Source organism: Methylomarinum sp. Ch1-1 (assembly GCF_030717995.2).
Taxonomy (GTDB): Bacteria; Pseudomonadota; Gammaproteobacteria; order Methylococcales; family Methylomonadaceae; genus Methylomarinum; species Methylomarinum roseum.
In genome coordinates this window covers 394,821-417,290 of record NZ_CP157743.1, presented here as the reverse complement: position 1 = coordinate 417,290, position 22,470 = coordinate 394,821, and the positions used below count along the sequence as shown (strand labels likewise).

At 51.7% G+C, this 22,470-nt stretch carries 18 protein-coding genes, 1 pseudogene and 1 riboswitch; of the genes and pseudogenes, 10 read left to right on the top strand and 9 right to left on the bottom strand.

Annotation, left to right across the window (positions count from 1 at the left end; all coding sequences use genetic code 11):
* Positions 1-21: 21 nt before the first annotated feature.
* Positions 22-738, bottom strand: coding sequence for an endonuclease/exonuclease/phosphatase family protein (locus tag Q9L42_RS02355; RefSeq protein ID WP_305910034.1), 717 nt, complete (start codon positions 736-738; stop codon positions 22-24).
* Complete coding sequence (locus tag Q9L42_RS02350; RefSeq protein ID WP_349431823.1) at positions 717-2,825, bottom strand: VTT domain-containing protein; 2,109 nt, start codon at positions 2,823-2,825, stop codon at positions 717-719. The genes Q9L42_RS02355 and Q9L42_RS02350 overlap by 22 nt, the downstream gene beginning before the upstream one ends.
* 428 nt (positions 2,826-3,253) lie before the next feature.
* Here Q9L42_RS02350 and Q9L42_RS02345 point away from each other — a divergent pair, with 428 nt between their 5' ends.
* Both Q9L42_RS02345 and Q9L42_RS02340 read left to right on the top strand, forming a co-directional pair.
* Positions 3,254-3,778 carry a phosphatase PAP2 family protein gene (locus tag Q9L42_RS02345; RefSeq protein ID WP_305910037.1) on the top strand — a complete coding sequence of 175 codons (525 nt, stop codon included), beginning with the start codon at positions 3,254-3,256 and terminating at the stop codon, positions 3,776-3,778.
* Positions 3,775-4,815, top strand: coding sequence for an MJ1255/VC2487 family glycosyltransferase (locus Q9L42_RS02340; protein ID WP_349431822.1), 1,041 nt, complete (start codon positions 3,775-3,777; stop codon positions 4,813-4,815). Before Q9L42_RS02345 ends, Q9L42_RS02340 begins: the two co-directional genes overlap by 4 nt.
* A 314-nt stretch (positions 4,816-5,129) precedes the next feature.
* Here Q9L42_RS02340 and Q9L42_RS02335 read toward each other — a convergent pair whose 3' ends face one another.
* Together Q9L42_RS02335 and Q9L42_RS02330 are read right to left on the bottom strand one after the other, a co-directional pair.
* Entirely contained in the window at positions 5,130-6,185 is a 1,056-nt protein-coding gene (locus Q9L42_RS02335; RefSeq protein WP_432648889.1) for an IS701 family transposase, read from the bottom strand.
* A gap of 27 nt (positions 6,186-6,212) precedes the next feature.
* Entirely contained in the window at positions 6,213-6,467 is a 255-nt protein-coding gene (locus tag Q9L42_RS02330; RefSeq protein WP_349431002.1) for a hypothetical protein, read from the bottom strand.
* Between the two features lie 359 nt (positions 6,468-6,826).
* On the opposite strand from Q9L42_RS02330, the gene Q9L42_RS02325 reads away from it, so the two are divergent.
* A complete protein-coding gene (locus Q9L42_RS02325; protein ID WP_305910038.1) occupies positions 6,827-8,089 on the top strand; it encodes an alkaline phosphatase PhoX in 1,263 nt (420 codons plus the stop codon).
* 111 nt (positions 8,090-8,200) lie between these two features.
* On the opposite strand, the gene Q9L42_RS02320 is transcribed toward Q9L42_RS02325, so the two are convergent.
* Positions 8,201-8,737 carry a hypothetical protein gene (locus Q9L42_RS02320; protein WP_305910039.1) on the bottom strand — a complete coding sequence of 179 codons (537 nt, stop codon included), beginning with the start codon at positions 8,735-8,737 and terminating at the stop codon, positions 8,201-8,203.
* A gap of 463 nt (positions 8,738-9,200) precedes the next feature.
* Between Q9L42_RS02320 and Q9L42_RS02315 the strand changes: the two genes are divergently transcribed.
* The 6 genes and pseudogenes from Q9L42_RS02315 to Q9L42_RS02290 all read left to right on the top strand — a co-directional run.
* Positions 9,201-10,187 (top strand): PstS family phosphate ABC transporter substrate-binding protein, encoded by a 987-nt coding sequence (locus Q9L42_RS02315; RefSeq protein ID WP_305910040.1) that lies wholly within the window; start codon positions 9,201-9,203, stop codon positions 10,185-10,187.
* A gap of 203 nt (positions 10,188-10,390) precedes the next feature.
* On the top strand, positions 10,391-12,667 hold the full coding sequence (locus tag Q9L42_RS02310) for an ABC transporter permease subunit (protein ID WP_349431820.1): 2,277 nt from the start codon (positions 10,391-10,393) through the stop codon (positions 12,665-12,667).
* The gene (gene pstA, locus Q9L42_RS02305) at positions 12,664-14,316 is read left to right on the top strand and encodes a phosphate ABC transporter permease PstA (RefSeq protein ID WP_305910041.1); all 1,653 of its coding nucleotides are present in this window, start codon (positions 12,664-12,666) and stop codon (positions 14,314-14,316) included. Before Q9L42_RS02310 ends, pstA begins: the two co-directional genes overlap by 4 nt.
* 23 nt (positions 14,317-14,339) lie before the next feature.
* Positions 14,340-15,173, top strand: coding sequence for a phosphate ABC transporter ATP-binding protein PstB (pstB, locus tag Q9L42_RS02300; RefSeq protein WP_305910042.1), 834 nt, complete (start codon positions 14,340-14,342; stop codon positions 15,171-15,173).
* A 10-nt stretch (positions 15,174-15,183) separates the two neighbouring features.
* Positions 15,184-15,897, top strand: coding sequence for a phosphate signaling complex protein PhoU (gene phoU, locus Q9L42_RS02295; RefSeq protein ID WP_305910043.1), 714 nt, complete (start codon positions 15,184-15,186; stop codon positions 15,895-15,897).
* Positions 15,898-15,999: 102 nt separating this feature from the next.
* A pseudogene (locus tag Q9L42_RS02290) lies at positions 16,000-16,202 on the top strand (transposase); the annotation flags it as partial.
* 72 nt (positions 16,203-16,274) lie between these two features.
* Here Q9L42_RS02290 and Q9L42_RS02285 read toward each other — a convergent pair.
* A complete protein-coding gene (locus Q9L42_RS02285; protein WP_349431819.1) occupies positions 16,275-16,724 on the bottom strand; it encodes an HMA2 domain-containing protein in 450 nt (149 codons plus the stop codon).
* A gap of 392 nt (positions 16,725-17,116) precedes the next feature.
* On the opposite strand from Q9L42_RS02285, the gene Q9L42_RS02280 reads away from it, so the two are divergent.
* Positions 17,117-17,992 (top strand): DUF3014 domain-containing protein, encoded by an 876-nt coding sequence (locus Q9L42_RS02280; RefSeq protein ID WP_349431818.1) that lies wholly within the window; start codon positions 17,117-17,119, stop codon positions 17,990-17,992.
* Positions 17,993-18,073: 81 nt separating this feature from the next.
* Here Q9L42_RS02280 and Q9L42_RS02275 read toward each other — a convergent pair whose 3' ends face one another.
* From Q9L42_RS02275 to Q9L42_RS02265, 3 genes are all read right to left on the bottom strand, one after another.
* Positions 18,074-18,658 (bottom strand): hypothetical protein, encoded by a 585-nt coding sequence (locus tag Q9L42_RS02275; RefSeq protein WP_305910047.1) that lies wholly within the window; start codon positions 18,656-18,658, stop codon positions 18,074-18,076.
* 66 nt (positions 18,659-18,724) lie between these two features.
* Positions 18,725-20,536: a TonB-dependent receptor domain-containing protein gene (locus Q9L42_RS02270; RefSeq protein ID WP_305910048.1), complete on the bottom strand. Its 1,812-nt coding sequence runs from the start codon at positions 20,534-20,536 to the stop codon at positions 18,725-18,727.
* Between the two features lie 105 nt (positions 20,537-20,641).
* A riboswitch (cobalamin riboswitch) is annotated at positions 20,642-20,851 on the bottom strand.
* A gap of 506 nt (positions 20,852-21,357) precedes the next feature.
* On the bottom strand, positions 21,358-22,470 hold the full coding sequence (locus tag Q9L42_RS02265; RefSeq protein WP_305910049.1) for an ABC transporter permease: 1,113 nt from the start codon (positions 22,468-22,470) through the stop codon (positions 21,358-21,360).

The window sequence follows — 22,470 nt, the reverse complement described above, 5'->3', positions numbered from 1 at the left end:
GTTGCCGATTGGGCAGCCGATTCAGCGTTGGCCTAAATCTATCTCGGCCACCAGCGGGAGATGATCGGAGGCAATTTTGCTGAGTTCGGTGGAATGGACCTCAAGCGACATCAGCCTCTCTTGAGGGTGCAGCCAAATTCTATCCAATCCCAGCACGGGCCGGTGGGCGGGAAAGGTCGCCAAGGTCGGCGTCGGCTTAAACCGGTGCTGTAATCTGCGGAAGGCCGGGCGCCAAACAAACCATTCGTTAAAATCACCGAGCAGGATGACGACATCGGCCGTATGTTTTTCCACGGTGGACAGAATCTCGTCAATCTGACGCCGCCGTTCCGCGTAAGCCAAACCAAGATGGGTGGCCATCACGGCTACCGTATAACCGTTGATAAACAGCTCCACATCGATAAGACCCCGGGGCTCTCGATTCGCGACGCTGATATCGAGGCGATCGCAACTATTAATTTTAAGGCGGGAAAGCAAAGCATTGCCGTAATGACTGTTTTTATCGAACAAGGTGCGGCCCATGACCGCCCGGCTATTGGTCGCTTCCTCCAGCAGTCTCAAACTATCTTCGGGATGGCCGGGCATGGCGGAGACCTCCTGCAGGGCAATCAGGTCGGCGTCAATTTCCCGCAGTAGCTCGGCGATACGGGCAGGGTTCTCGATGCCGTCCCGGCCGATGCTGCGATGAATGTTGAAGGTGGCGATACGAAGGATCATCAATGCCGGCGGCGCAGCCATAACATTAAGGCGGTCAAGGCGATCCCGACCGTGATCGTTGCGCCTAGCAAGGCGGCAAAATCCGCCGGATCCGGGGCGTGGACGAAACTGGCGATCCATTGGGCGATGATCACGATAACGGTCACACCAGGCAGCAATCCGATGAATGTTGCAAACGCAAAATCTCGCAACCTAATTTTCGATATTCCCGCTATCATGTTGATGACGGCAAAGGGCGCCACCGGAATGATGCGATAGGTCAAGATCCCCTTGAAACCGGATTCGGAAAGATTTAGGCTCAATCGATTGACCAGGTTGCCGGTCAAGCGATCGACGGCATTGCGGCCTAGTCGGCGGCCCAGCAGAAACGTCGATACGGCGCTGGTTTCCGCGCCGACCAGCGTATAGAGCAGGCCTTGCCAAGGGCCAAAAATGATGACGGTTACGATGATCAGCAATGTGACCGGAAAAGCTAACAAACCACCGAGAACAAAGCCTGCCACGACGATCAGCGGCGCATAAGGGGATTGTTTCAGCCCATTAATCGCTGCCGCCGCCGTTTCGCGACCGATTCCATCAGGAAAGGATAGCCAGTGCAGTAATGCCGCCAAACACAACATGCCGGCCACCAGAACTGTTATGGTCAGCATGTGGCGAGAGGCGGAAAGCTGCTGATGGGGGCTGATCAGATAATCGAAAAGTTCTTCCGGTTCGATCGGTTTTTCCGGGTCCAGCAGCTCCGACTCCGGCACCCATTGATCGATTTCCTTAGAGATTTCGGTTTGCAGTGGCCGCAAACAGCGAGCGCCTGAACGCAAGGTTTCTATCGCCTCGATTAGAGAACCCCGTTTCGTCAGCGCCTCGGCAACATCGTGCTCGGCGACCCCTAGATGTTCGGCAATCAAGCGATTGCGAAAGGCGGAGATCGTCGCCGCCTCGGCGGAGTTTTTTTCGCCGAAGATCGCCAAATCGCATTCTGAATCGAGACCGAGGGAACGGTTGCTCAGGTTGGACGAGCCCACGCGGGCAAAACAGTCGTCTATGATCATTACCTTGGCGTGCACCATCAGCTCAACCGCTGGGCTGGCGGCAATTTGGGGATAAAATAGACGCAGGCGCCGGTGTCGGTCGGCTTCGCGCAATTTAGCGATGATTCGTCCCCGCAATACGTCCATCGTGTGCTGTTCCAGCCAGCCGCCGGTTTCCTTGGGTTGGACGATAACGATCTCGGGGCCTTCGGCTTGCTGCAGACTGGCTTGCAAGACTTCGCCGATACGGAAGGAACTGAGATACTGGTTTTCGATATAAATAAAATCTTGCGCCGCCGCCAGACTATCGAGATAGAGGCGCTCGACTTCGCGCACCTCCGGCGCACCTTTATGCAAGGGCAGGGTTCTTGCGATAGCGATGGCGACGTCATTGAAATCGGGTTTGAAGCTGGATGGCCATGGATCGCCGGCGGCGATCGCCTCGTCGATAAAGGGTTCTGATCCGCAAGCCTTCGTCCAGCGCTGCTTGGCCAATTCGGCCAATGCCTTGGAGGCGTCGCCGTCGACGATCATTTGCACGTCGTGGAAGGGCGGATATAACTGTCCATCGGGATCTTCACGCAGAGGATTGTCAGGCTCGTGGGCCGAAGTGTCCCAGCGCCATTTGCTCAGATCGAGACCACCCGAAAACGCGACGACGTCATCGATAACAACGATTTTCTGATGCTGTGAGGCGCCGACCGGATGTTCGCCGTCGAGCAGAAAATGAACGCGTTCGTGAGTCGACCATTTGAGTTTATAACGCGGGAAGAATTCACGCTCCATTGCGTAGATCATCGCAAAATCCCAGCCCAGCAGATAAATATTCAGGTCTTTGCATTTGTCGACCAGGTACTCGAGCAAGTCGCCGAGTTTGTCAGGATAGCCTTCGCATTCGCCATCACGAATCAGCCTCAGTTCGCTGTGCAGATCCCAACCGACGATGATAATGGAGCGGCGGGCCTCGCGCATGGCCTCATGCAGTGCTCGAAAGTAATCTTCGCCGTCTATGATGAAAGCGGCCCGTTGCGCCTGGGCGACTTTCCAGCAATTGCTTGACGGCTTGAAAAGGTTTTTCATGCGAGATCCCGATGAACATGGACAGGCAAGGTGATGCCTGTTGTTGTAAGTGGTTGATCAACCATAAAATTTCGCTGGATCAATGTGTTTAATGTAAAACACTTATCGACTCGCGCCAACTATTTTTAGCGAAAAAGCAGAAAAAGGGGACAGAAAAAGGGGACAGCAGAAAAAGGGGACAGGCTACTTTTATCCATGTTCCACTCTTTTTCTGGGGCTTCCGCGCTGCTTTCCGGCTGACGATGTTACGTATCTTAAACAATTTGTTTTGATATAAAAGTAGCCTGTCCCCTTTTCTTTTTGTCATCAAAACTTCAAAAAAACGTCATCGCGTTGTCACAGTCGCAACCTATTCTTTACGTTAATGAAAAGAAACGCGGAAAGCAATGTAAGCAGAATACAGCTGAATTCTGCAAGAGGGTGACACGATGAAATTGATTTATTCCGTTCATAGATACGACGTATTTATGTTTACCCGCCTGATCAATGCCGGTATTTATCGGCATCTGGTCTTGTTTGCCCGCTCGATCTCCTGGTCCGGTGACGGCTACTTATATTTGTTGTTGGGCGGTTTTCTTTATAAGAGTGAAGGTTGGCAGAGTTTGTTTTTACAAACGGCACTGCTGGCTTTCTTTATCGAACGGCCGCTGTATTTCGTGCTAAAAAACACTTTCAAGCGCAATCGTCCGCAAGCAGCGCTGAAGGGCTATTGCAGCCTGGTGAAGCCTTCCGATCAATTCAGTTTTCCGTCCGGCCATACGTCGGCCGCCTTCATGATGGCCATGCTTGGCGGTTATTTCATGCCTGCCTTGCTGCCGCCGTTACTGCTATGGGCGGTCCTGGTCGGTTTTTCACGGGTGGTGCTGGGCGTGCATTTCCCTACCGACACCTTGGTCGGGATGGGTGTGGGCGTCGGCGTCGCGATGTTGAGTTTAAAGCTAATGGTGTTATGAAAATATTTTACGGAGTTCAGGGGACCGGCAACGGTCATATCACCCGCGCGAGGGTGATGGCCAAGGAATTGTATGCGGCCGGGTTTGATGTGACCTTTCAGTTTACCGGTCGGCCGCCGGACAAGTTTTTTGATATGGAGATTTTTAACGGTTATCAGCATCGCGAGGGTTTGACCTTCAATTCCGATAACGGCAAGGTTTCTTATATCAAAACGGTGCTGCAGTCCAAACCGATATGTTTTATTCGGGATGTGAAGGCGCTGGACCTGTCGGGCTACGATCTTGTGATCAGCGATTTTGAACCGGTCACGGCCTGGGCCGCTAAGGTGCAGAAAAAAAATACCCTGGGCATCGGGCATCAGTATGCCTTCAAGCACGATATTCCCCGGACCCGTTATGAGCCGTTGGCCGAATTGGTGATGAAGTTTTTTGCTCCAGTCGGACAAGGAGTCGGCTTACACTGGCATCATTTCGACCAACCGATCCTGCCGCCGATTATCGAAACCCCCGAATTGCCATCCCGGATTCAGGGTAATAAGGTCGTCGTCTATTTGCCGTTTGAAGACCAACATGCCGTCATCAAACATCTACTTCCGTTTAAAGATTATCAATTTCACCTTTACTCACCGGTCCCTGTCGCCAGCGATCACGAGCATATCGTTTGCAATCCATTGTCTAGAGACGGCTTTCAAAGAGACCTGTACGATTGTGTCGGCATCATCAGCAATGCCGGTTTCGAGCTAGCCAGCGAATCGCTGCAATTGGGCAAGAAGATTCTCGCCAAGCCGCTGCATGCGCAGATGGAACAAATCGCCAATGCCGCGGCATTGGAGCATCTCGGTTATGGACGCACGATGACTGAAATCACTCCGGCGGTGATCGAGGAATGGCTGCATGACAAACAGGCGGTTCAGGTGAGCTATCCGAATATCGCTCGCGTGATCGTCGATTGGATCAAGGACGGCAAGCCGGCGATGGAAAGCGAATTTATCGCTCGGGTATGGGATCGCGTCAAGGTCTCGCCGGTTGACCTTTAACGCGCTGAGTAAGCATCATTGTAATTATTCAGCGTAGTTTTACTAAGAGGGAGTAGGTTATTGATTTATCGGGCTGTCTACAACAGGACGTTGCAGTCAGAGCTTACGCCGCACAGGGAAGTGCAAGTGCCGCGTGAAGCAGGATGCTGTTAGCTGCCATGGAAGTATTCACCCAGCACCTAAATAAACGACGATTATAAATCATTGCCAATAGTCTATGGTATTTAGGTGCTGGGTGAACGCGTCCCGAGAAATCAATGACCTACTGCCTAAAACCCGAAAGATACTGAATACTGAAGTTTCCTAAAAACGCCTCAAGCCACCATGCGTAACAACACCGCGACCAGCGAATTTTTCATGGGATTGGTGGGTTTATGGCAAAGCCTATCAAAATCTTCACTCAGTGAGGCTTCGGCGATGAGGCGCCGGACATCGGAAAAGGCGAAACTCGTCCGCCCCTTGACCTTGTGCCGACGTTGCGGATCCGCTTTGATGCGATCGGCGTACATCCAGGTGACCGTGGTGGCCATCATACAGAAATGCAGGTGGTTTATCACGGCCTGGGCATTCCGGCTCTGGCATTTTTGACTGCCAATGTCTTGCTTGAGTTCTTTAAAGCCGGACTCGATCTTCCAGCGAGCGCCATAATATTCGATGACCTGGGTGACCGACAAGTCGAGATCGGTCGTAAACAAGGCGACCCACTGGGTTTTACGAAACACCCACACGACCTTGATGGGGCATTTTAAGGTCTTCAGCATGACGGTTTTCTCAACCGCCAGTACTTCGCGTACTTTGCCATACAGGTTAACCTGATAGGCAGCAGTTTGCTGCCGGAGCGCGTGCGCTCGGTCGGTCACGGTCCCCAGACGCTGGCCGTATTTACGGGGGCGTCCGCGTGTCTTGGCATCGGCGGACCGGGCGTCGGGGAGCGCATAGAGCACCTGGTTGCTGCGCAATCGGGATAACAGGTGAAAACGTTCGCCTACCGTTTGGCGCACCGGCTTCCATAACCCCTGATTCCCAAACCAGCTGTCGGTGACCGCCAGCATTGGTGTCGAAGCAAAGTGACCGGCGACGGCGATTAGCAATTCCGCCGCTTGCGTGAGTTTGCTTTGAAACGGCGCGACTTGGCCTTTGATTTTGGCGGTTTCCTTTGTTCGGCGATCATGTGACGGGGTAAGTAAAACGAAAGCCCAAAACAAACAGGCCCAACGACCTTTGACCTGCTTCAGTAAGCCGATCGACACCACATTTTGCGCCCAGGGTAACGGCTTTGATTCGCTTTGGCGGCATGATCGAAAATCGACGCGCAGCCGAAAATGTGTTGACCCACTTTGAGGTTGATAAAATCGTCCAAGCCAATCAATAAGCGGCCATCGGTCGTGGGGACGGAATCAATCCCACAGCGTCGTCCAAAGCCTTTCCCAGGGCAGTGTCGACGAAGCCATGAAGGTATAGAACCGCTTTTGCTTAATCTCGATCCCGAACAAAGTCTCCAAGGCCCGCCATAAATTAGACGACATCGATGAGGTAAACGGAACAATCACGGCGAGCAGCGTGTAGACAAACAAAGAAGCTCGCTCCCGTCCCAGATCAGTCTCGGAAAAATGGGCTTGGAGAGGGCGGAGAAGATCGCGTAAAATGAACATGAATGAGGCCCTTTTGTTTGTGTAATCAATGATTTAGAAACCAATATTATACTACAAAAGGCGACCTCATTCACCCATAAGCTATTGTTTTTAATGAGATTCGGCATAGCCTAACAATCAATATTAGAGCCGGCTAATGTTTAAGCTGAATATTAGCATTATCTGATATTCCTTGCCCTCAAAAAATTGGGAAACTTCAGACTGAATAGTTAAGCATCATTTTCCTTTGCCGATTAGCATCGCTGTTGTTTCATCAAGCTGTCATCTATTGGTCATGGCTTTGACATATCGAAGTCTTAAGATCTTCATCGACGCTACGTCATCACCTTTGCTTTTTCAACACAACCCAAAGAGTCACTATGAACAAGACTAAATTGACCTGCTTAATGACCGCTGCGTTTGCAGTCAGCACTCAAGTCTATGCCGATCAAGGCAGCAACACCGGTCCATTCGCGTTTGAACCGATTGCCGAATCTGCGAATCAATTGGATTGGGATCCGACCGCGCCGTGGATCATACCGGAAGGCTTTTCGCAAAAAATCGTTTCCGACGAGACAGCGCTTAATATCTACGACGAAGGTCGCGACGACTGGCACGACATGAATACCGTTAATGAAAGCGGCAAAATGGCGGGCCGTTATCTGTACCGGACCCATGAAGTGCGCGGTGAACCGGAAGGCGGCGCTGTTTCCGTCGTCGACCTGAAAACCGGCGAGAGCAAAATTCTGGCGCAAGATTTAACCTGGAATGCGCTGGACGGGATTCGCTGGACGCCATGGGGCACGGTGCTGTTCGCGGAAGAAACCAGCGGAGGACGTTTGTTCGAAATCATCTTGGATAAGCATGATCCGATGAAGGCGGCTCAGGTCATTGATCGTCCGGCAGTAGGCCGTTTGGCCCATGAAGGCATCGCCGTCGATAGCGAAGGCGCGGTTTATGTCGTCGACGAATTCCGCGGTGTTTCCGCCGGTTTCGGCGGCGGCATCTATAAATTCGTTCCTGACACATACGGCGACTTGTCCAGCGGCAATTTGTATGTATTGGCGGTCAGCGGCGGCGAATTTAACACCGGACAGGGCGTATGGTTAGGTCCGATAGATCCGGCCGATGCCCGTCTCTCCGGAACCGATTTCGGCGGCGCCAGCTTTCAACGTCCGGAAGATCTGGAAATCATCGACAATACCCTGTATGTCGCGGTGACCGAAGGTCCTCGGGATGAAGAAGGCGTAGAATATTTCGAGGGTCGCGTATTGGCGATCAATCTTGAAACGATGGTGGTTACAAACTTCATCATGCCGGGTGAAAATGTGCCGGTTGAGATCGGCAAGCCGGGCGAAGCCGGTCACCAGAGCGGTTGGGACAGTGTCGACAACCTGGCGACGACGCCGGACGGCAAGCTGGTCATTATCGAAGACAATAAACCGTCCGATATCTGGATAGCCGGTAAAGATCATGATGAAGACGGCCAGGCCGATGGCGTCTGGCTGTTCGGTTCTTTGACCGATCCGGGCGCCGAAGGCACCGGCATCTATTTCGGCAAAGATCCTAAGACGCTGTTCGTCAATGTTCAGCACTCCGCCGCTGACGATGGTGATGCAACCTGGGCGATTAGCAAAGACTAATCCTCTTTTTCGTCGCCAAAAAAAGGCGGGGCCTTTAGTTAGGTCCCGCCTTTTTTATTAGGTCGGTTATAGCAATGCCCGCTACTCGCTCTGAGCTGGCATCGACAAGGTTTATTTCTTGTCGTGTTTATGCTTGAATTCGGCGATCAATGCCTCGGGTTTTTGCTCTTTATTGTCCTCGTTCAGTACGTAAACCACCGTCTCGCCAGCGGGGCCTGAACCGATCTGGGTGTAGCGCAGTGGCGCTTCACCGACCTTCAGAAAAGATTGCAGATCCTGCCATGCGCCGAATACATAAATGCGACCGTCTTTGCTGACTTCACCGTAGAAACCTTCGGCGATGCCTTGCGCGTTACCGTCATATAATGCGGTCGAACCGAGGCCGGAACGCAGAGTCTTGTCTTGTTCGGACAAACCGAACACCAAGGTTTCGCCGTGCGGGCCGGCGCCGATCCGGGTCAAGCGAAAAGGCGTTTCGCCAGTGTTGTTGAAGCTGTCATAGGTCGTGAAATCGTCAAAAATATAAATACGGCCTTCCTTATAGACTTGATAGTAATCGTTGACATTATAGTGGGGCTGGCTGATTGCGGTCTGACTCGCTAATACTAAGCTAAGCGCCGATAAACCAAGAGATAGTTTAGTCTGCATAAAAGTTCTCCGAATAATGAGCTGTTATCAATAGGAATGCCTAAGCATCGGCATAAACGGCTTATTATAGGAACGAAAATATGACAGCATTGTGACCGCAGCAAAGGGGGCGCAATTCCCCGTTTGAGCGATTTAGCGGTGTTTAGGGCCTGTGGGGGTGTCGTCGTTCACCCAGCACCTAAATTATCCTGGAATGTAAATGTAGTGCAAAAGTCATGAAATTTAGGTGCTGGGTGGGGCTTGACGGCGGTATTCCGGCCACCGATATCCTCGCGAGACACACGCACTTTTAGATCACCAAATTGGGAATTGCCGGGGCTAAAACTGCTGGCTATGCAACGGCGACAGTGCCTATTGAAGAGAAATATTTCGCGGTTGTCATAAAGTTGTCATATTGACTTCATACTATTGTCATGTTTTATCGGCACAATAGCTGGACCTTGAAAACTATTTAGAGCGTACTATGAAATTATCTTTACCAATCAAATCAATGCTCACGGGCTTGGGCTTCGCCTCCGCCTCCTTGTTAAGCGGTTCCGCTGCGGCTGTGCAAACTGTCGATGCGGGTGTGCCAGAATATCAGAAAGCCAGCGGTGTTTCAGGTAATTTGTCTAGTGTCGGCTCCGATACGCTGGCTAATTTGATGACATTATGGGCGGAAGAGTTTAAAAGAGTTTATCCTAACGTCAATATTCAGATACAAGCGGCGGGTTCATCGACAGCGCCGCCGGCATTAACCGAAGGTACTTCTAACCTGGGGCCTATGAGCCGTAAAATGAAAGACAAGGAACGCGATGCCTTCGAAAAGAAATACGGTTATAAACCCACCGCGATCCCTGTCGCGATCGATGCACTGGCCGTTTTTGTTAACAAGGAAAACCCGATCGAAGGTTTAACGATTCCGCAAGTGGACGCAATCTTTTCTTCGACTCGCAAATGCGGCCATGAGTCCGATATCATCAGTTGGGGACAAGTTGGTCTGGACGGCGCATGGGCGGACAAGTCCATTCAGTTATATGGTCGTAATTCAGTTTCAGGCACTTACGGTTATTTCAAGAAAAAGGCCTTGTGCAAAGGCGATTACAAAAACAATGTCAACGAACAGCCTGGTTCGGCCTCGGTCGTGCAGTCGGTGACCTCTTCGGTAAACGGCATCGGTTATTCCGGCATCGGCTATAAAACATCCGGCGTGAAAGCGGTGCCTTTGGCGAAAGACGCCGGCCATGAATTTATCGAGGCGACGCCAGAAAACGCAGTATCCGGAAAATATCCGCTGGCGCGTTTTCTCTATGTGTATGTCAACAAACAACCTAATGACGCGCTGGCCCCTCTGGAGCAAGAATTCCTGAAGATGGTGCTGTCGAAAAGCGGTCAACAAGTTGTCATCAAAGACGGCTATATTCCGTTACCCGCGGCCGTGATTGAAAAGGCACTGGCCGCCATTCAATAAAGGACGAAACCATGGAGTAGGCAGGGACGCCTGTCAAGGGACTGTATGCCGGATCAAATTTTTGTTCTCCCCCTCAAATATAAGTAAAAGTTGATCAGGCTTGAAGTGAGTCGAGGACTACGCGAGTAGTTCTCGGCTCGCTTTTTTTATTATCTGGCGTGATGCTGCCATAATGCAGAGCCCTTATCGTTGTAAAGAATTCTATGGCTGAAATTAACTCAAATAATCAGGCTAGCTCCATGGGGCTGGCCGGCAACAGTGTTTATCAGAAATGGCGATTATTAAAGGACAGGATGGTCGGGTATGGCGTCGTGGCCGGCGGTTTGGGCGTCATCGTCGCGATCGTGCTGATTTTCTTTTATCTGTTGTATGTCGTGTTTCCGTTGTTTGTTGGCGCCGAGGCTAAAGCCATTACCGAATATCAAGTGCCGGACCGGTCCGTTGGAAAAACGTTGTTTCTGGCGATGGAAGAACATAACGAAATTGCGGTCAGGTTCACCGACAGCGGGACGGCGGTATTCTTTCGGGTCAAAAGTGGCGAAATCATTTCGACGCAAAGGCTTCCCATTCCCGAGCAAAGCGCAATCACGAGTTTTGCTCATGGTAGTTATGACAAAGGCGTGGTCGCCTATGGTTTGTCCGATGGTCGCGTCGTCGTCGCCAAACAGCAATATAAGATCAGCTTCCCCGACGATAAACGGGTGATTACTCCGGCTTTGGAATATCCGTTGGGCGCAGCCCCGATCGTGATGGCGGAAAACGGCAGCGCCATCGACCTGCTCGCGATCAGAACCGGCGAAGACGAAAGCACTTTAGTGGTAAAGACGGCCGAGGGACGGGTGTTGCTGAGCCATTTTAGCCGCGAAGAATCGCTTTTTGGCGATGAGGTAGCGCTAGAACGTAGTGATTCCGAACTGAATATCAAGACCGAACAGACCGACTATCTGTTGCTGGATAAGGAGCAGCGTAATCTTTACCTGGCCAGTCGCAGCGGTTATGTCACCAGTATCGATGTCAGCAATAAGAATAAACCGCGCATCGAAAATAAACTGGATGTGCTGGAGTCGGGCAAAGAGATTACGTCGCTGACTTTCCTGAACGGCGAAATTTCACTGTTGATTGGCGATTCGTCGGGGATTCTGGCGCAATGGAGTATGGTTCGTGATCAGCAAAACCGCTATAGTTTGCGCAAGCTCCGCGCATTCAAAGTCTCCGAGCAGCCCATCGTCACAATCAGTCCGGAACAGCGCCGCAAAGGCATGTTGGTGACCGATCGCGAGGGTTTGGTCGGTATCTATCATTCCACCGCGGAAAGGGAGTTGATACGCGAGCGGATTGGACAGACGAAACCGTTAGCAGTGGCGTTGTCGCCGAGAGCCAACGCCTTCTTGATGCAAACGGCGGACAATAAAATTCATTATTGGCAGGTTAAAAACGAACACCCGGAAGTCTCATGGGCGTCGATTTGGCAAAAAGTTTGGTATGAAAGCTATCCTGAGCCGGCGTATATCTGGCAGTCTTCGTCGGCCAGCAACGACTTCGAGCCGAAGATGAGTTTGACTCCGCTGGTGTTCGGAACGTTGAAGGCGGCTTTTTATGCGATGTTGATCGCGATACCGCTGTCGCTGATGGGCGCGGTCTATACCGCCTATTTCATGGCGCCGCGGATGCGACAATTGGTCAAGCCCAGTATCGAAATCATGGAGGCTCTGCCGACCGTGATTCTGGGTTTTCTCGCCGGTTTGTGGTTGGCGCCCTTTGTCGAGGAGCATCTGGTCGGCATTTTTGCCTTGCTGATGGTGATCCCGTTAGGTGTGATGACATTCGCCTATCTCTGGCAGTTCGCGCCGAAATCGCTGCGTCATAAGGTGCCGGAGGGCTGGGACGCCGCCTTGCTGATACCGGTGATAGTCTTCAGCGCTTGGCTGGCGTTCTTTATCAGTCCTGCGATCGAAGCGCTGTGTTTTAATGGCGATATGCGGGTATGGATGAAAAATGAATTCGGCATCGGTTACGACCAGCGCAACTCGCTGGTGGTTGGTCTTGCGATGGGTTTCGCGGTGATTCCGACGATTTTCTCGATTGCCGAGGACGCCATTTTCAGTGTGCCTGGGCATTTGACCAACGGTTCGCTGGCGCTGGGCGCAACCCCTTGGCAGACGATGACTAAGGTGGTGTTGCTGACCGCCAGTCCGGGCATATTCTCTGGCGTGATGATCGGCCTGGGTCGCGCCGTCGGCGAGACCATGATCGTATTGATGGCGACCGGCAACACGCCGGTGATGGATTTGAGCGTCTTTCAGGGGATGCGTACCCTGTCGGCCAATATTGCCGTGGAAATGCCGGAGTCGGCGGTGAACAGCACCCATTATCGCGTATTGTTTCTCGCCGCGTTGGTCTTGTTTATGTTTACCTTTGTTGTTAATACCCTGGCGGAAATAATTCGTCAGAATCTGCGCCGTAAATATAGTTCGTTATGATTAAAGCATGGTTTAAAAGCGGTTCACCGTGGGTTTGGCTAAATGCCGCAGCCGTCAGCACGAATCTGATCTTGGTATTGGGTTTGTTGATCCTGATTGCGGTTCGCGGTCTGGGACATTTCTGGCCGGCCGATATCGTCGAATATCACTATCAGGATCAGTCCGGAAAAAGCGTTATTATCGGCGAGTTGGTCGACACCAGCTTGATGTCGGCGAATAGGGCCCGGGAAGCCGGGCATCAGGTCTTGAATGACGTCGACTATCTGGAGCAGCGGTTGATCAAGACCGGCAACCGCGATTTGACCGGCATGGACTTCCGCTGGATACAAGCGCAATATATCCAGCAGGCATCCTATCCGGACGAATTGATTGTAATCGAAAGAAGGGAGTGGGGTAATTTTTACGGTCGATTGTTGGCGATCAAGGAAAATGGCCGAGTGATTGCCGAGGGCGGTAAGGCCTATACGGTGATCCAACAAAGGATCGATCGCGCACTGGAGCTCTATGATGAAATCGAGCATTTACAGAAAAACGAAGTTGGCGCAATCAATTATGCGATGGAGCGTCTGAGACTGGAACAACGTCGATTGGAATTGGAGGGGCTATGGACGGAAGCCGCCAAGCGCGACTTTGCCGCACAAAAAGCCGAATATGACCGCGAATACCGCGTATTGCAGCAACAGATTGCCGAATTGAACCAGAAAGCCAGGAGAGACAGTTTGGTCGCCGCTGCCGCCAACGACCGGCAGATAGAAATACCGCTGGAAAATGTGGTGCGCCTGATTCAGCCCAATGCGATGAGCGCCGGCGAGAAAGCGATCGAGTACGTGATTAAATTTGCCGAGTTTGTCAGCGAAGATCCGCGCGAGGCGAACACCGAAGGGGGAATTTTTCCGGCCATTTTCGGCACCGTGATGATGGTGATGCTGATGGCGGTCATCGTGACGCCATTCGGCGTGATCGCCGCGGTTTATCTGCGCGAATATGCAACTCAGGGCTTTGTGACCCGGATCATTCGGATTGCCGTCAATAATTTGGCCGGGGTGCCGTCGATCGTATACGGCGTATTCGGTTTGGGTTTTTTCGTTTACATGCTGGGCGGCAACATCGACCGGCTTTTTTATCCGGAGGCCGCGCCAGCCCCTGTTTTCGGCACGCCGGGACTGCTTTGGGCCTCGTTGACCTTGGCGTTGCTGACCTTGCCGGTCGTGATCGTATCGACCGAAGAAGGCTTGTCGCGGATTCCAAAATCGATTCGAGAAGGCAGTTTGGCGCTGGGTGCGACCAAGGCGGAAACCTTGTGGCGCACCGTGTTGCCGATGGCCAGTCCGGCCATGATGACCGGCTTGATTCTGGCGGTCGCCAGGGCGGCCGGCGAGGTCGCGCCGTTGATGCTGGTCGGGGTGGTCAAGTTGGCCCCGACGTTGCCGCTGGACGGTAACTTTCCGTATTTGCATCTGGATCGTAAATTCATGCACCTGGGTTTTCATATCTACGATGTCGGCTTTCAAAGTCCTAATGTCGAGGCGGCCAGACCCCTGGTTTATGCGACGTCGTTGCTGTTGGTAATGGTGATTATCGGCCTTAATATGTTCGCCATCGGCATCAGAAACCATCTGCGGGAAAAGTATCGCGCCCTTGAAGGTTAATTATAGAAGTTTGGAAAATGACAATGACGACAGAACTGAGACGCACACACGCGATTGATATCGATGCACTGACGCGTGGCGATGAAACGAAACAAGCAGCGGTGGAAACCTGCCTGGCCGTGGAAAATCTGAATTTGTTTTACGGCGAAAAACAGGCGCTGTACGATATCAACATGGAAATTCCGCGCAAGAAGGTCACCGCCTATATCGGTCCTAGCGGTTGCGGCAAATCGACGCTGCTGCGCAGCATCAACCGAATGAACGACTTGGTCGACAGCGTCAGGATCGACGGCAAGATTCTGCTGGATGGTGAGGATGTTTATGACAAGTCGGTCAATGTCGCCGATTTGCGTCGGCGGGTGGGCATGGTGTTTCAGAAACCCAACCCGTTTCCCAAATCGATCTATGAGAATGTCGCCTATGGCCTCAGAATTCAGGGCATCAACGATCGTCGGACGCTGGATGAAACGGTGGAAAGGTCTTTGCGCAGCGCGGCGTTATGGGACGAAGTGAAGGATCGTTTGAACGATAACGCCCTGGGCATGTCCGGGGGACAGCAGCAAAGACTGGTGATCGCGCGCGCCATTGCCATCGAACCGGAAGTGATGTTGCTGGACGAACCGGCGTCGGCGCTGGACCCGATTTCAACACTGAAAATCGAAGAGTTGATTAATGAGTTAAAAGAGCATTACACCATCGTGATCGTGACGCATAATATGCAGCAGGCGGCCAGGGTTTCCGATTACACCGCTTTCATGTATATGGGGGAGCTGGTTGAATTCGGCGAAACCAGCGAACTGTTTACCAATCCCAAGAAAAGACAAACCGAAGATTACATTACCGGCAGGTACGGTTGAGGAATAGACTATGGATACCAAAAAAATAGGCCAACATATCTCCCGCCAATTCAATGATGAAATGGAAGAGATTCGCAACAAGGTGTTGACGATGGGCGGTTTTGTGGAGCAGCAAATTGATCTGGCCGCCCAATCGTTTATCAATTGCGATCAGGAATTGGCCGAAAAAGTCATTCAACAGGATGACATGGTGAATCATCTGGAAATGGATATCGATCATGAATGCACCGAAATTCTGGCGAAAAGACAGCCGGCGGCCTTCGACCTACGCATGCTGATCGCGACGATCAAGGCGATTACCGATCTGGAACGAATTGGCGATGAAGCGGCCAGAATCGCGAAGATGACCATCCGTCTGGAAAACACCGAATATTATCATGAGCAATATCACGAGATTCAGCATTTGCTGGAAATGGTCAAGGACATGCTGAATGGCGCCCTGGACGCGTTCGCCCGCTTGAGTCTCGACGAAGTCGCCAGTATTACATGCCAGGATCAGAAGGTCGACCGCGAATACACCAGTATTGTTCGCCAGCTGATTACCCGGATGATGGAAGATCCCCGTCATATCACCCGTACGCTCGATATATTATGGACGGCGCGGGCGCTGGAAAGAATCGGCGACCATGCCTGCAATATTTGCGAACATGTGATTTATATGGTCAAAGGCGAAGACGTGCGCCACATTAGCCAGGATGAGTTGGAGAAGGTGGTGAGTCGTTAAGCGCTTATATCCGAAAATACTAGGGAGCGTCCTCAATTAATTTTTATACACGGATGAAAGTTTATTATGGTGAAAAGCTTTTCACATACGTCTTGAAGAAACATGGCAAGGATGATTTTAAGAAACGATCAATGGGAACGAATAAAAGAACTTTTGCCGGGTAAAGCCTGCGACCGAGGCGTTACGGGGGTCAATAATCGACTGTTTTTGGAGGACGTAATATGGATTGCCAGAACGGAGCGCCGTGGCGAGACTTACCTGACTGTTTTAGCAATTGGCATGGAGTCTATGTACGCTATAACCGTTGACGCCAAAAGGAACATGGACGAAAGAGCTTGAAGCCGTGAGTAATGATCCTGAAAACTTTTCTAAATGTCCTAACGAAATAATCGCTTCACCGATTTACGATAAATGTACAAATGCGCACCTAGGTTTGCGAGAAATAACCAGCCAGTCGATTGATGCCAAAATCTCCGGAGACTTAGGTTCGGAATTGCAAGTGCGGCAATCGATGTGCCAAAACTCGATAACATGATTATTTTATTAACGCGGTTGAAATTCTTTTTACTCAACGGGGTGTGCGGTTTTGCTAGCATCCCGATGACTGTATCGACTGCGGAATCGATGCTTGATTCGATAGCCGCAAGTTCAATGGCTTTCCGGTCGAAACGAATCAACAGGCTTCCGGTTCGCACATTTTCTTGTAATTCAGTAATCGCTGCGATGTTCGATAACTCGGTTTTCAACTGATCGAGCCTGTCGTGATCACGCAAATTTTTATCGCGAACTCTTATACGCCCCGGTATCGATGAAACTATTTTGCTCATTTTTCTCATATCTTGTGTGGTTTAAGATATAAGTATATTACTATAATATTATATCTAGCAACACTGCTTACAATTTTAAGAGAACCAAACGCGCCACTGTTTGTCGCGAAAGATGACATGGCGGCCGGCCGATGCCTTCGGGTCTATGTGCGCTATAACCGTTGGTGTCATAAGGGCGCCTGGTCGAAAGCCTTAGAAGCCGTGAGTAATGACCCCGATTTTGAGTATTTAATGGAGGATGAAAGTATTATTGTTCGAGTTCCGCTTTTTTAGGCTGTATTGGCGGGTCAACCTGGTCGTTAGGTCTTGCGGTTTAGGTTATCAGACTTGTGTTTTTATCGCTATGAGGCGCATAATTTTGTCGTTCCCATTGAATCAACCGGAGATAGCTCATGGGTAGATATGATGAGCCAACGAGAAAAACTCCATGGCCCTTTTTCATCGGCCTGGTGGCCGTTGTAGTCGCCGTCGTCGCGCTGTTGATGGTTCGCGACGACGGGGAAGACAGGCCGCGCGAAGAAAACCGCGAGTTGGTGTTGCCGGAGGCCGAGATGAAGCCTGAACAGGCGGCGTCCGGCTTGCCTGATGAGCGGCTTTCCGCCGATCGTCGCCCCCCCTTTGAGGCTGCCGATCGGGAGGACGTCGCGATCCCTCCAACGCCGGAAAAGGCTGAAGCTTTGCCGGCGCTGGAGGACAGCGATGCATTGTTTCGCCGGGAAATGTTGGCTTTGTCTGGCGGTTTTGCCGATCAATTGCAGGAAGAGCTGCTGATCCGTAAATATCTATGGGTCATCAATGACTTTTCTCAAGGCCAGCGGCTTGCTAAGCATATGAGCTTTCTAGCGTTGCAGCAGCCGTTCGTCGCGGAAAAAGACGAACAAGGACTGTTCATCGCCGAGCGCAGTTACCGGCGTTATGACCGTTTGGCGCGCGCTTTTGCGGCTATCGACGTTGAAGCCGCGATGAATAGTTATCAGAAATTGCGCCCCCTGTTGCAGCAGGTCTATCAGGAATTCGCCTATCCGCAACACTATCAGTTGGAGGATCTGTTCAAAAAAGCGGCCGCCGAGATGATCGCGGCGCCGGCAATAGATGGACGGGTCGCATTGGTCAGGAAGTCGGTGCGTTATCAATTCGCCGATCAGGACTTGGAAGCATTGAGTCCGGTGCAGAAGCAGATGTTGAGAATGGGGCCCGAAAATACCCGGATCATTCAGCAAAAATTAAGGGAACTGGTTCAGGCGTTGGTTGCTTTGCAAGGCGAATGAGATGGAATGTCGGGTTAGCCTGGGTAACCCGACATATCAGTAGTGACTGAAAGTCGGCGAAGCGCCGGAAATGTTCGCTTATCAGGCCTTCGGCAATTCGCTTTCCGGGGTCGATGTCGTCAATTGTTTGAAGAATTGAACCAGGCCGAACAGGCCTGCGCTATAGATCAAGGTGTATTTCAGATAAGGCGGATAATACATCATCACGCGGCTGCTGTATTCGACCCAGTTGTTATCAGGGTATCTGCCTGACAGCAGATAGAAGCTGCCGTTGGAAATCAAAAACGCCACCGATACCGATGCGACCAGTATGCCGAAATGTAATGCCAGATGGGACGCTTTGCGATCGGAAAATTGTTTGCAGTAGCGGCCGCCAAACCATAGTGCGGCGTAGCATGGAATCAAAAAGACATAAGCGGGCGAGACACAATAGTCGCTGACGCCAAAATGACTGATGGCGACATAATCGAGTAAACCAGCCTCCAACAGCAAGGCGATGAACAGCGTGATGCCGCCGAACCATAAGCCCCCCAGGAAAAACACCGCCAGAGAGGCATCGGGCAGGGATACGGTGTCGCCGAAATGATGAATGCGGGTGGCCGCCATGACGACCATTAGGGCGAAAGCCCCTGGTTTGAGTTGTGCAGGAAGTAGTTTGCTCAGCATGGTGTTTCCTCTGTGATTAGATTAATGAATCCGGGTTAAATTTTTCGCCATCCGTGGCCTGACGGTTCAGTTATTATAATGGATGGAAACAAAAAAGTTTCTATCCGCGGTGTTATAAGTATCGGTCAGTTGATACTGTTTATCCAGCAGATTATTCAGTTTGGCGCTGACTCGCCAGTTCTGGTTGAAATGGTACGCGGCTCTGAGGGCGACGGTGACGAAGCCATGAATCTTCGTATTGTTACGGGTATCGTCGAAACTGTCGCCGCGCGCTAATATCGTTGCGCCGACATCGAGCGCATCGAATGAACGGGATAAATCGTAATTCAGAATTTTTTCGGCTCGGCGCGGCAGTCTCTTGTTGGTGATGCGGTCTTTCGGACTCAAAAGCTGAAAGCCGACTTTGTTATGCCAACCGAAAATCTCCGCGCCTATGTCGGTTTCGATGCCGTCGATTTGCGCCTTATCGATATTTTGCGGCGGCCAGCTGGCGATCAGGTTGTCGATATTGGTGTGGTAGGCGCGCACTTCCCAGGTCAACCAATCGTGGTTTCCCGCCAAACCGACTTCGAACGTCGTCGATTCTTCCGGCTGTAAATTGGGATTGCCGCCGCCGAAGCCGGTATCCGGCCAGAACAACTCATTAAAGGTAGGTGCCTTGAAAGCATTGCCGAAGCTGGCGAAGGCGCTGAGGCCGTGATTCCAGTTGAAACGCCAGCCGAAGCTGCCGGTCACATAGTCTCCGAAGGCTTCGTTTTCGTCCCAGCGCACCGAGGCATTGAGGTAGTGACGGTCGAACAAACGGCTGTGTAGTTCGGCGAACACACCGGCATCATAGCGTTCAGTCTCGGTAAAATGAGTGCTACTGTCGACTTCATCGAAACGGTAATCGGCGCCGATGATTAATTGATGGTCTTCGGCCAATTGCAGTTCATTGAGCCAACTGGCGTTCCAGCGAGTGGAATCGAAATGACTGTAAAAAGAGCCGTCGGGAGCGAAGTTATCGTTGTCATCACGGCTTTGTCCTAGCCGGAACGTTGCATGCCAGATATCGGTGATATCGAGTGCGCCGGACAGGCCGACCAACTGATTGACGAATTCCGTTTTATCGGGGGTGCCGTCGAAGTCGGTTCTGCCCTCGCTGCGCATGTAAAAGGCTTCCACTTCGGCGTTATTGTCGAATCGATAACCGAGTTTGGCGTTCAAGCCGGTGTTGTAGTAACCGTCATCGTCCGGATGATCGATCGCAAAAAAACCCGTCGTAGGTTTGCGGGCATCGAAGCCCTGGGTATTGATATGCGAGGCCGATAAGCTATACCAGGCGTTACGCCATTTGCCGCTGATAGAGCCCGAAGTTTCCAAGGTGGCGTAATTGCCGCCGCCGGCATCCAGTGTGATATTGGGTTTTTCTTGTTGTTTGCCTTGGCGGGTGAATATCTGGATGACGCCGCCGATGGCCTCGGAGCCGTATAAACTGGAATGCGGGCCGCGGATGATTTCCACCCGTTCGATTTGATCGATGGGCAAGTATTGAAACGGAGTTGTTCCCGTGGTCACCGAGCCGACTTTGATGCCGTCTATCAACACCAGGACATGATCGGAATTGGTGCCGCGCATGAAAATACTGGTGTTTTTACCCATCCCGCCATTTTGAACCATATCGATGCCGGTGGCGCGTTGCAATAGTTCCGGCAGGCTGTTGACTTGATATTGTTCGATATCGGCGCGAGTATAAGTCACCGTCGCTGCCGAAAGTTGGTTAACCGGGGTGTCGGTACGCGTGGCCGTGACCACATAGTTGGGAAGGTTGACCGATTCGTCGGCCGTTGCCGGGTTCAATCCGGCCAATAACAACGAGCTGTATACAAATTTATGCATAGAATCCTCTGCGCCGCCCGCGCAAACGAAAGCTGAATGAATTGCAGAGGAAGGAAGTAGGAAAAGACAACAGATGATTGCCCGTTTCGTTAACAGCCCTCCGCTGCACCGAGATACTTTCAGGCAGGTCTCCGGGCTCATAAGTGGCGGAAGCCAGAACAGTCGCCTTCCCATATCATCGATACAGTGGCCTATGACCGCTCTTTTACTTATCTACCGTTGCGGGGGCAGCGCCGGCATTGTTATCGAATAACGCACCGGCTTCCCTTTTAAGCCTTGGCAAAGTCACAAGGCACCAGAAAGCAGGGCGCCGATTATACGGAGTTATTGTTGTTAGTCAACAACAATCGCCACAGGCCAGCAATTCATCAGTTTGAGTATTTTTGCGGGGTTTAGGGCATGGGGTGTGTCTGTCGAGGAGCGCCGTAAACCCATCCATGGGGGCTTGACGGCAGCATCCTTGCTGCCGACATCCTCGCCAAACACACCCCATGCCCTTTTTGAACGCCAAAGTGGGAATTGCTGGCCACAGGCGCTCGTTATCCCCAATAACTGTGGATAACTCTGTTAACAAACGCTGAAGTTTTCATAAAAACCATTGATAATTAAAGCTTGTTGTTAATCCGGCTAAAAATTATACAGATGATTTTTTGCAAAAAACGCGCTTTTTGCTATCTTTCTTTGGGCCGAAAGGCATTAATATTTCATTGATACGAGCTCTGCCCTGGATGAAGGATCGCTCAGGGCAACTTGCTTACTTTTCTTTTGATCCATCGGACCGATCTCTTTGCATTGCTGTTTGTTACCGTTAATGCCCCACGTTAATATAACCGGCGTCGGAACAGCCAGCCGGCCGACGCCAGGCAAAGCAGGCCGATCAGCGCCATCGGCCAATACTGGTTTAGCAGGCTTGCCGTATCGGCGCCTTGCAGGAACACCGCCCTGACGATGACCAGAAAATATCGCAGGGGGTTGATAAGTGTCAGTGTCTGCACCCAAGGCGGCATATTGGCGATCGGGGTGGCGTAACCGGACAAAATGACCGCCGGCACGATGAACAGAAAGCCGCCCAGTAAGCCTTGTTGCTGAGTCACCGCCAATGATGAAATCATCAGGCCGATGCCGATGACGGCGAAGACGAATAAGGTTATTCCCAGATAAAGCGCTGCGATGCTGCCTAATAACGGCACTTCAAACCAAACGACCGTCATGGCGATGATGAACGATGCTTCGAGCAAGCCGATCAGCAAGCCAGGAATCGCTTTACCGATCAATATCTCCAACGGCGTCAACGGAGTCACCAGCAACTGATCGAAGGTTCCCTGTTCGCGTTCCCTAGCGACCGATAACGCCGTGACAATCACGGTGACCACTAGGGTCAACAGGCCGACGATGCCCGGCACGATAAACCAGCGGCTTACAAGATTGGGGTTAAACCAGGCCCTGATTTCCAGCCTAGCCGGCGGCTGCGTTAAGCCATGTTCTCTGATCCAGGATAAATTGAAATCGCTGATTATGCTCTGGACATAGCCCAGGGCAATCTGAGCGGTATTGGAGTTGCGCCCGTCCAACAGCACCTGCACCTTCGCGTTTCGTTGCGCGCTCAGTAAATCACGGCTGAAATGCTCGCCGATATGCACGATTAGTAGCGCTGTCTTATGGTCCAGGGTATCGGCGATTTGGTCATGGCGAGTGATGTACAGCACCTGCTCGAAGGCGGGCGCGCCCTGAAAGCGGGCCACCAGGTCCCGGGAAGCTTCGCCGGAATCTTCGTTATAGATCGCCAGCGGTATTTTATTCAAATCGTAGGTGGCGGCATAGCCGAATACGAACATCTGAATCAGCGGCGGCCCGATCAATACAAAACGGCTTTTCTTGTCCTTGAGCAGATTCAAAAACTCCTTGATTAACAGGGCGCAAATTCGGCTCCACAT

Excerpts from the sequence above, each read along its gene's own strand:
- Q9L42_RS02285 (WP_349431819.1), bottom strand. The coding sequence starts at position 16,724 with ATGAGCAAAATAGTTTCATCGATACCGGGGCGTATAAGAGTTCGCGAT.
- Q9L42_RS02355 (WP_305910034.1), bottom strand. The coding sequence starts at position 738 with ATGGCTGCGCCGCCGGCATTGATGATCCTTCGTATCGCCACCTTCAAC.
- Q9L42_RS02315 (WP_305910040.1), top strand. The coding sequence starts at position 9,201 with ATGAAATTATCTTTACCAATCAAATCAATGCTCACGGGCTTGGGCTTC.
- Q9L42_RS02340 (WP_349431822.1), top strand. The coding sequence starts at position 3,775 with ATGAAAATATTTTACGGAGTTCAGGGGACCGGCAACGGTCATATCACC.
- Q9L42_RS02320 (WP_305910039.1), bottom strand. The coding sequence starts at position 8,737 with ATGCAGACTAAACTATCTCTTGGTTTATCGGCGCTTAGCTTAGTATTA.
- Q9L42_RS02275 (WP_305910047.1), bottom strand. The coding sequence starts at position 18,658 with ATGCTGAGCAAACTACTTCCTGCACAACTCAAACCAGGGGCTTTCGCC.
- Q9L42_RS02280 (WP_349431818.1), top strand. The coding sequence starts at position 17,117 with ATGGGTAGATATGATGAGCCAACGAGAAAAACTCCATGGCCCTTTTTC.
- Q9L42_RS02310 (WP_349431820.1), top strand. The coding sequence starts at position 10,391 with ATGGCTGAAATTAACTCAAATAATCAGGCTAGCTCCATGGGGCTGGCC.
- Q9L42_RS02330 (WP_349431002.1), bottom strand. The coding sequence starts at position 6,467 with ATGTTCATTTTACGCGATCTTCTCCGCCCTCTCCAAGCCCATTTTTCC.
- Q9L42_RS02325 (WP_305910038.1), top strand. The coding sequence starts at position 6,827 with ATGAACAAGACTAAATTGACCTGCTTAATGACCGCTGCGTTTGCAGTC.
- Q9L42_RS02345 (WP_305910037.1), top strand. The coding sequence starts at position 3,254 with ATGAAATTGATTTATTCCGTTCATAGATACGACGTATTTATGTTTACC.
- Q9L42_RS02265 (WP_305910049.1), bottom strand. The coding sequence starts at position 22,470 with ATGTGGAGCCGAATTTGCGCCCTGTTAATCAAGGAGTTTTTGAATCTG.
- Q9L42_RS02350 (WP_349431823.1), bottom strand. The coding sequence starts at position 2,825 with ATGAAAAACCTTTTCAAGCCGTCAAGCAATTGCTGGAAAGTCGCCCAG.
- phoU (WP_305910043.1), top strand. The coding sequence starts at position 15,184 with ATGGATACCAAAAAAATAGGCCAACATATCTCCCGCCAATTCAATGAT.
- pstB (WP_305910042.1), top strand. The coding sequence starts at position 14,340 with ATGACGACAGAACTGAGACGCACACACGCGATTGATATCGATGCACTG.
- Q9L42_RS02270 (WP_305910048.1), bottom strand. The coding sequence starts at position 20,536 with ATGCATAAATTTGTATACAGCTCGTTGTTATTGGCCGGATTGAACCCG.
- pstA (WP_305910041.1), top strand. The coding sequence starts at position 12,664 with ATGATTAAAGCATGGTTTAAAAGCGGTTCACCGTGGGTTTGGCTAAAT.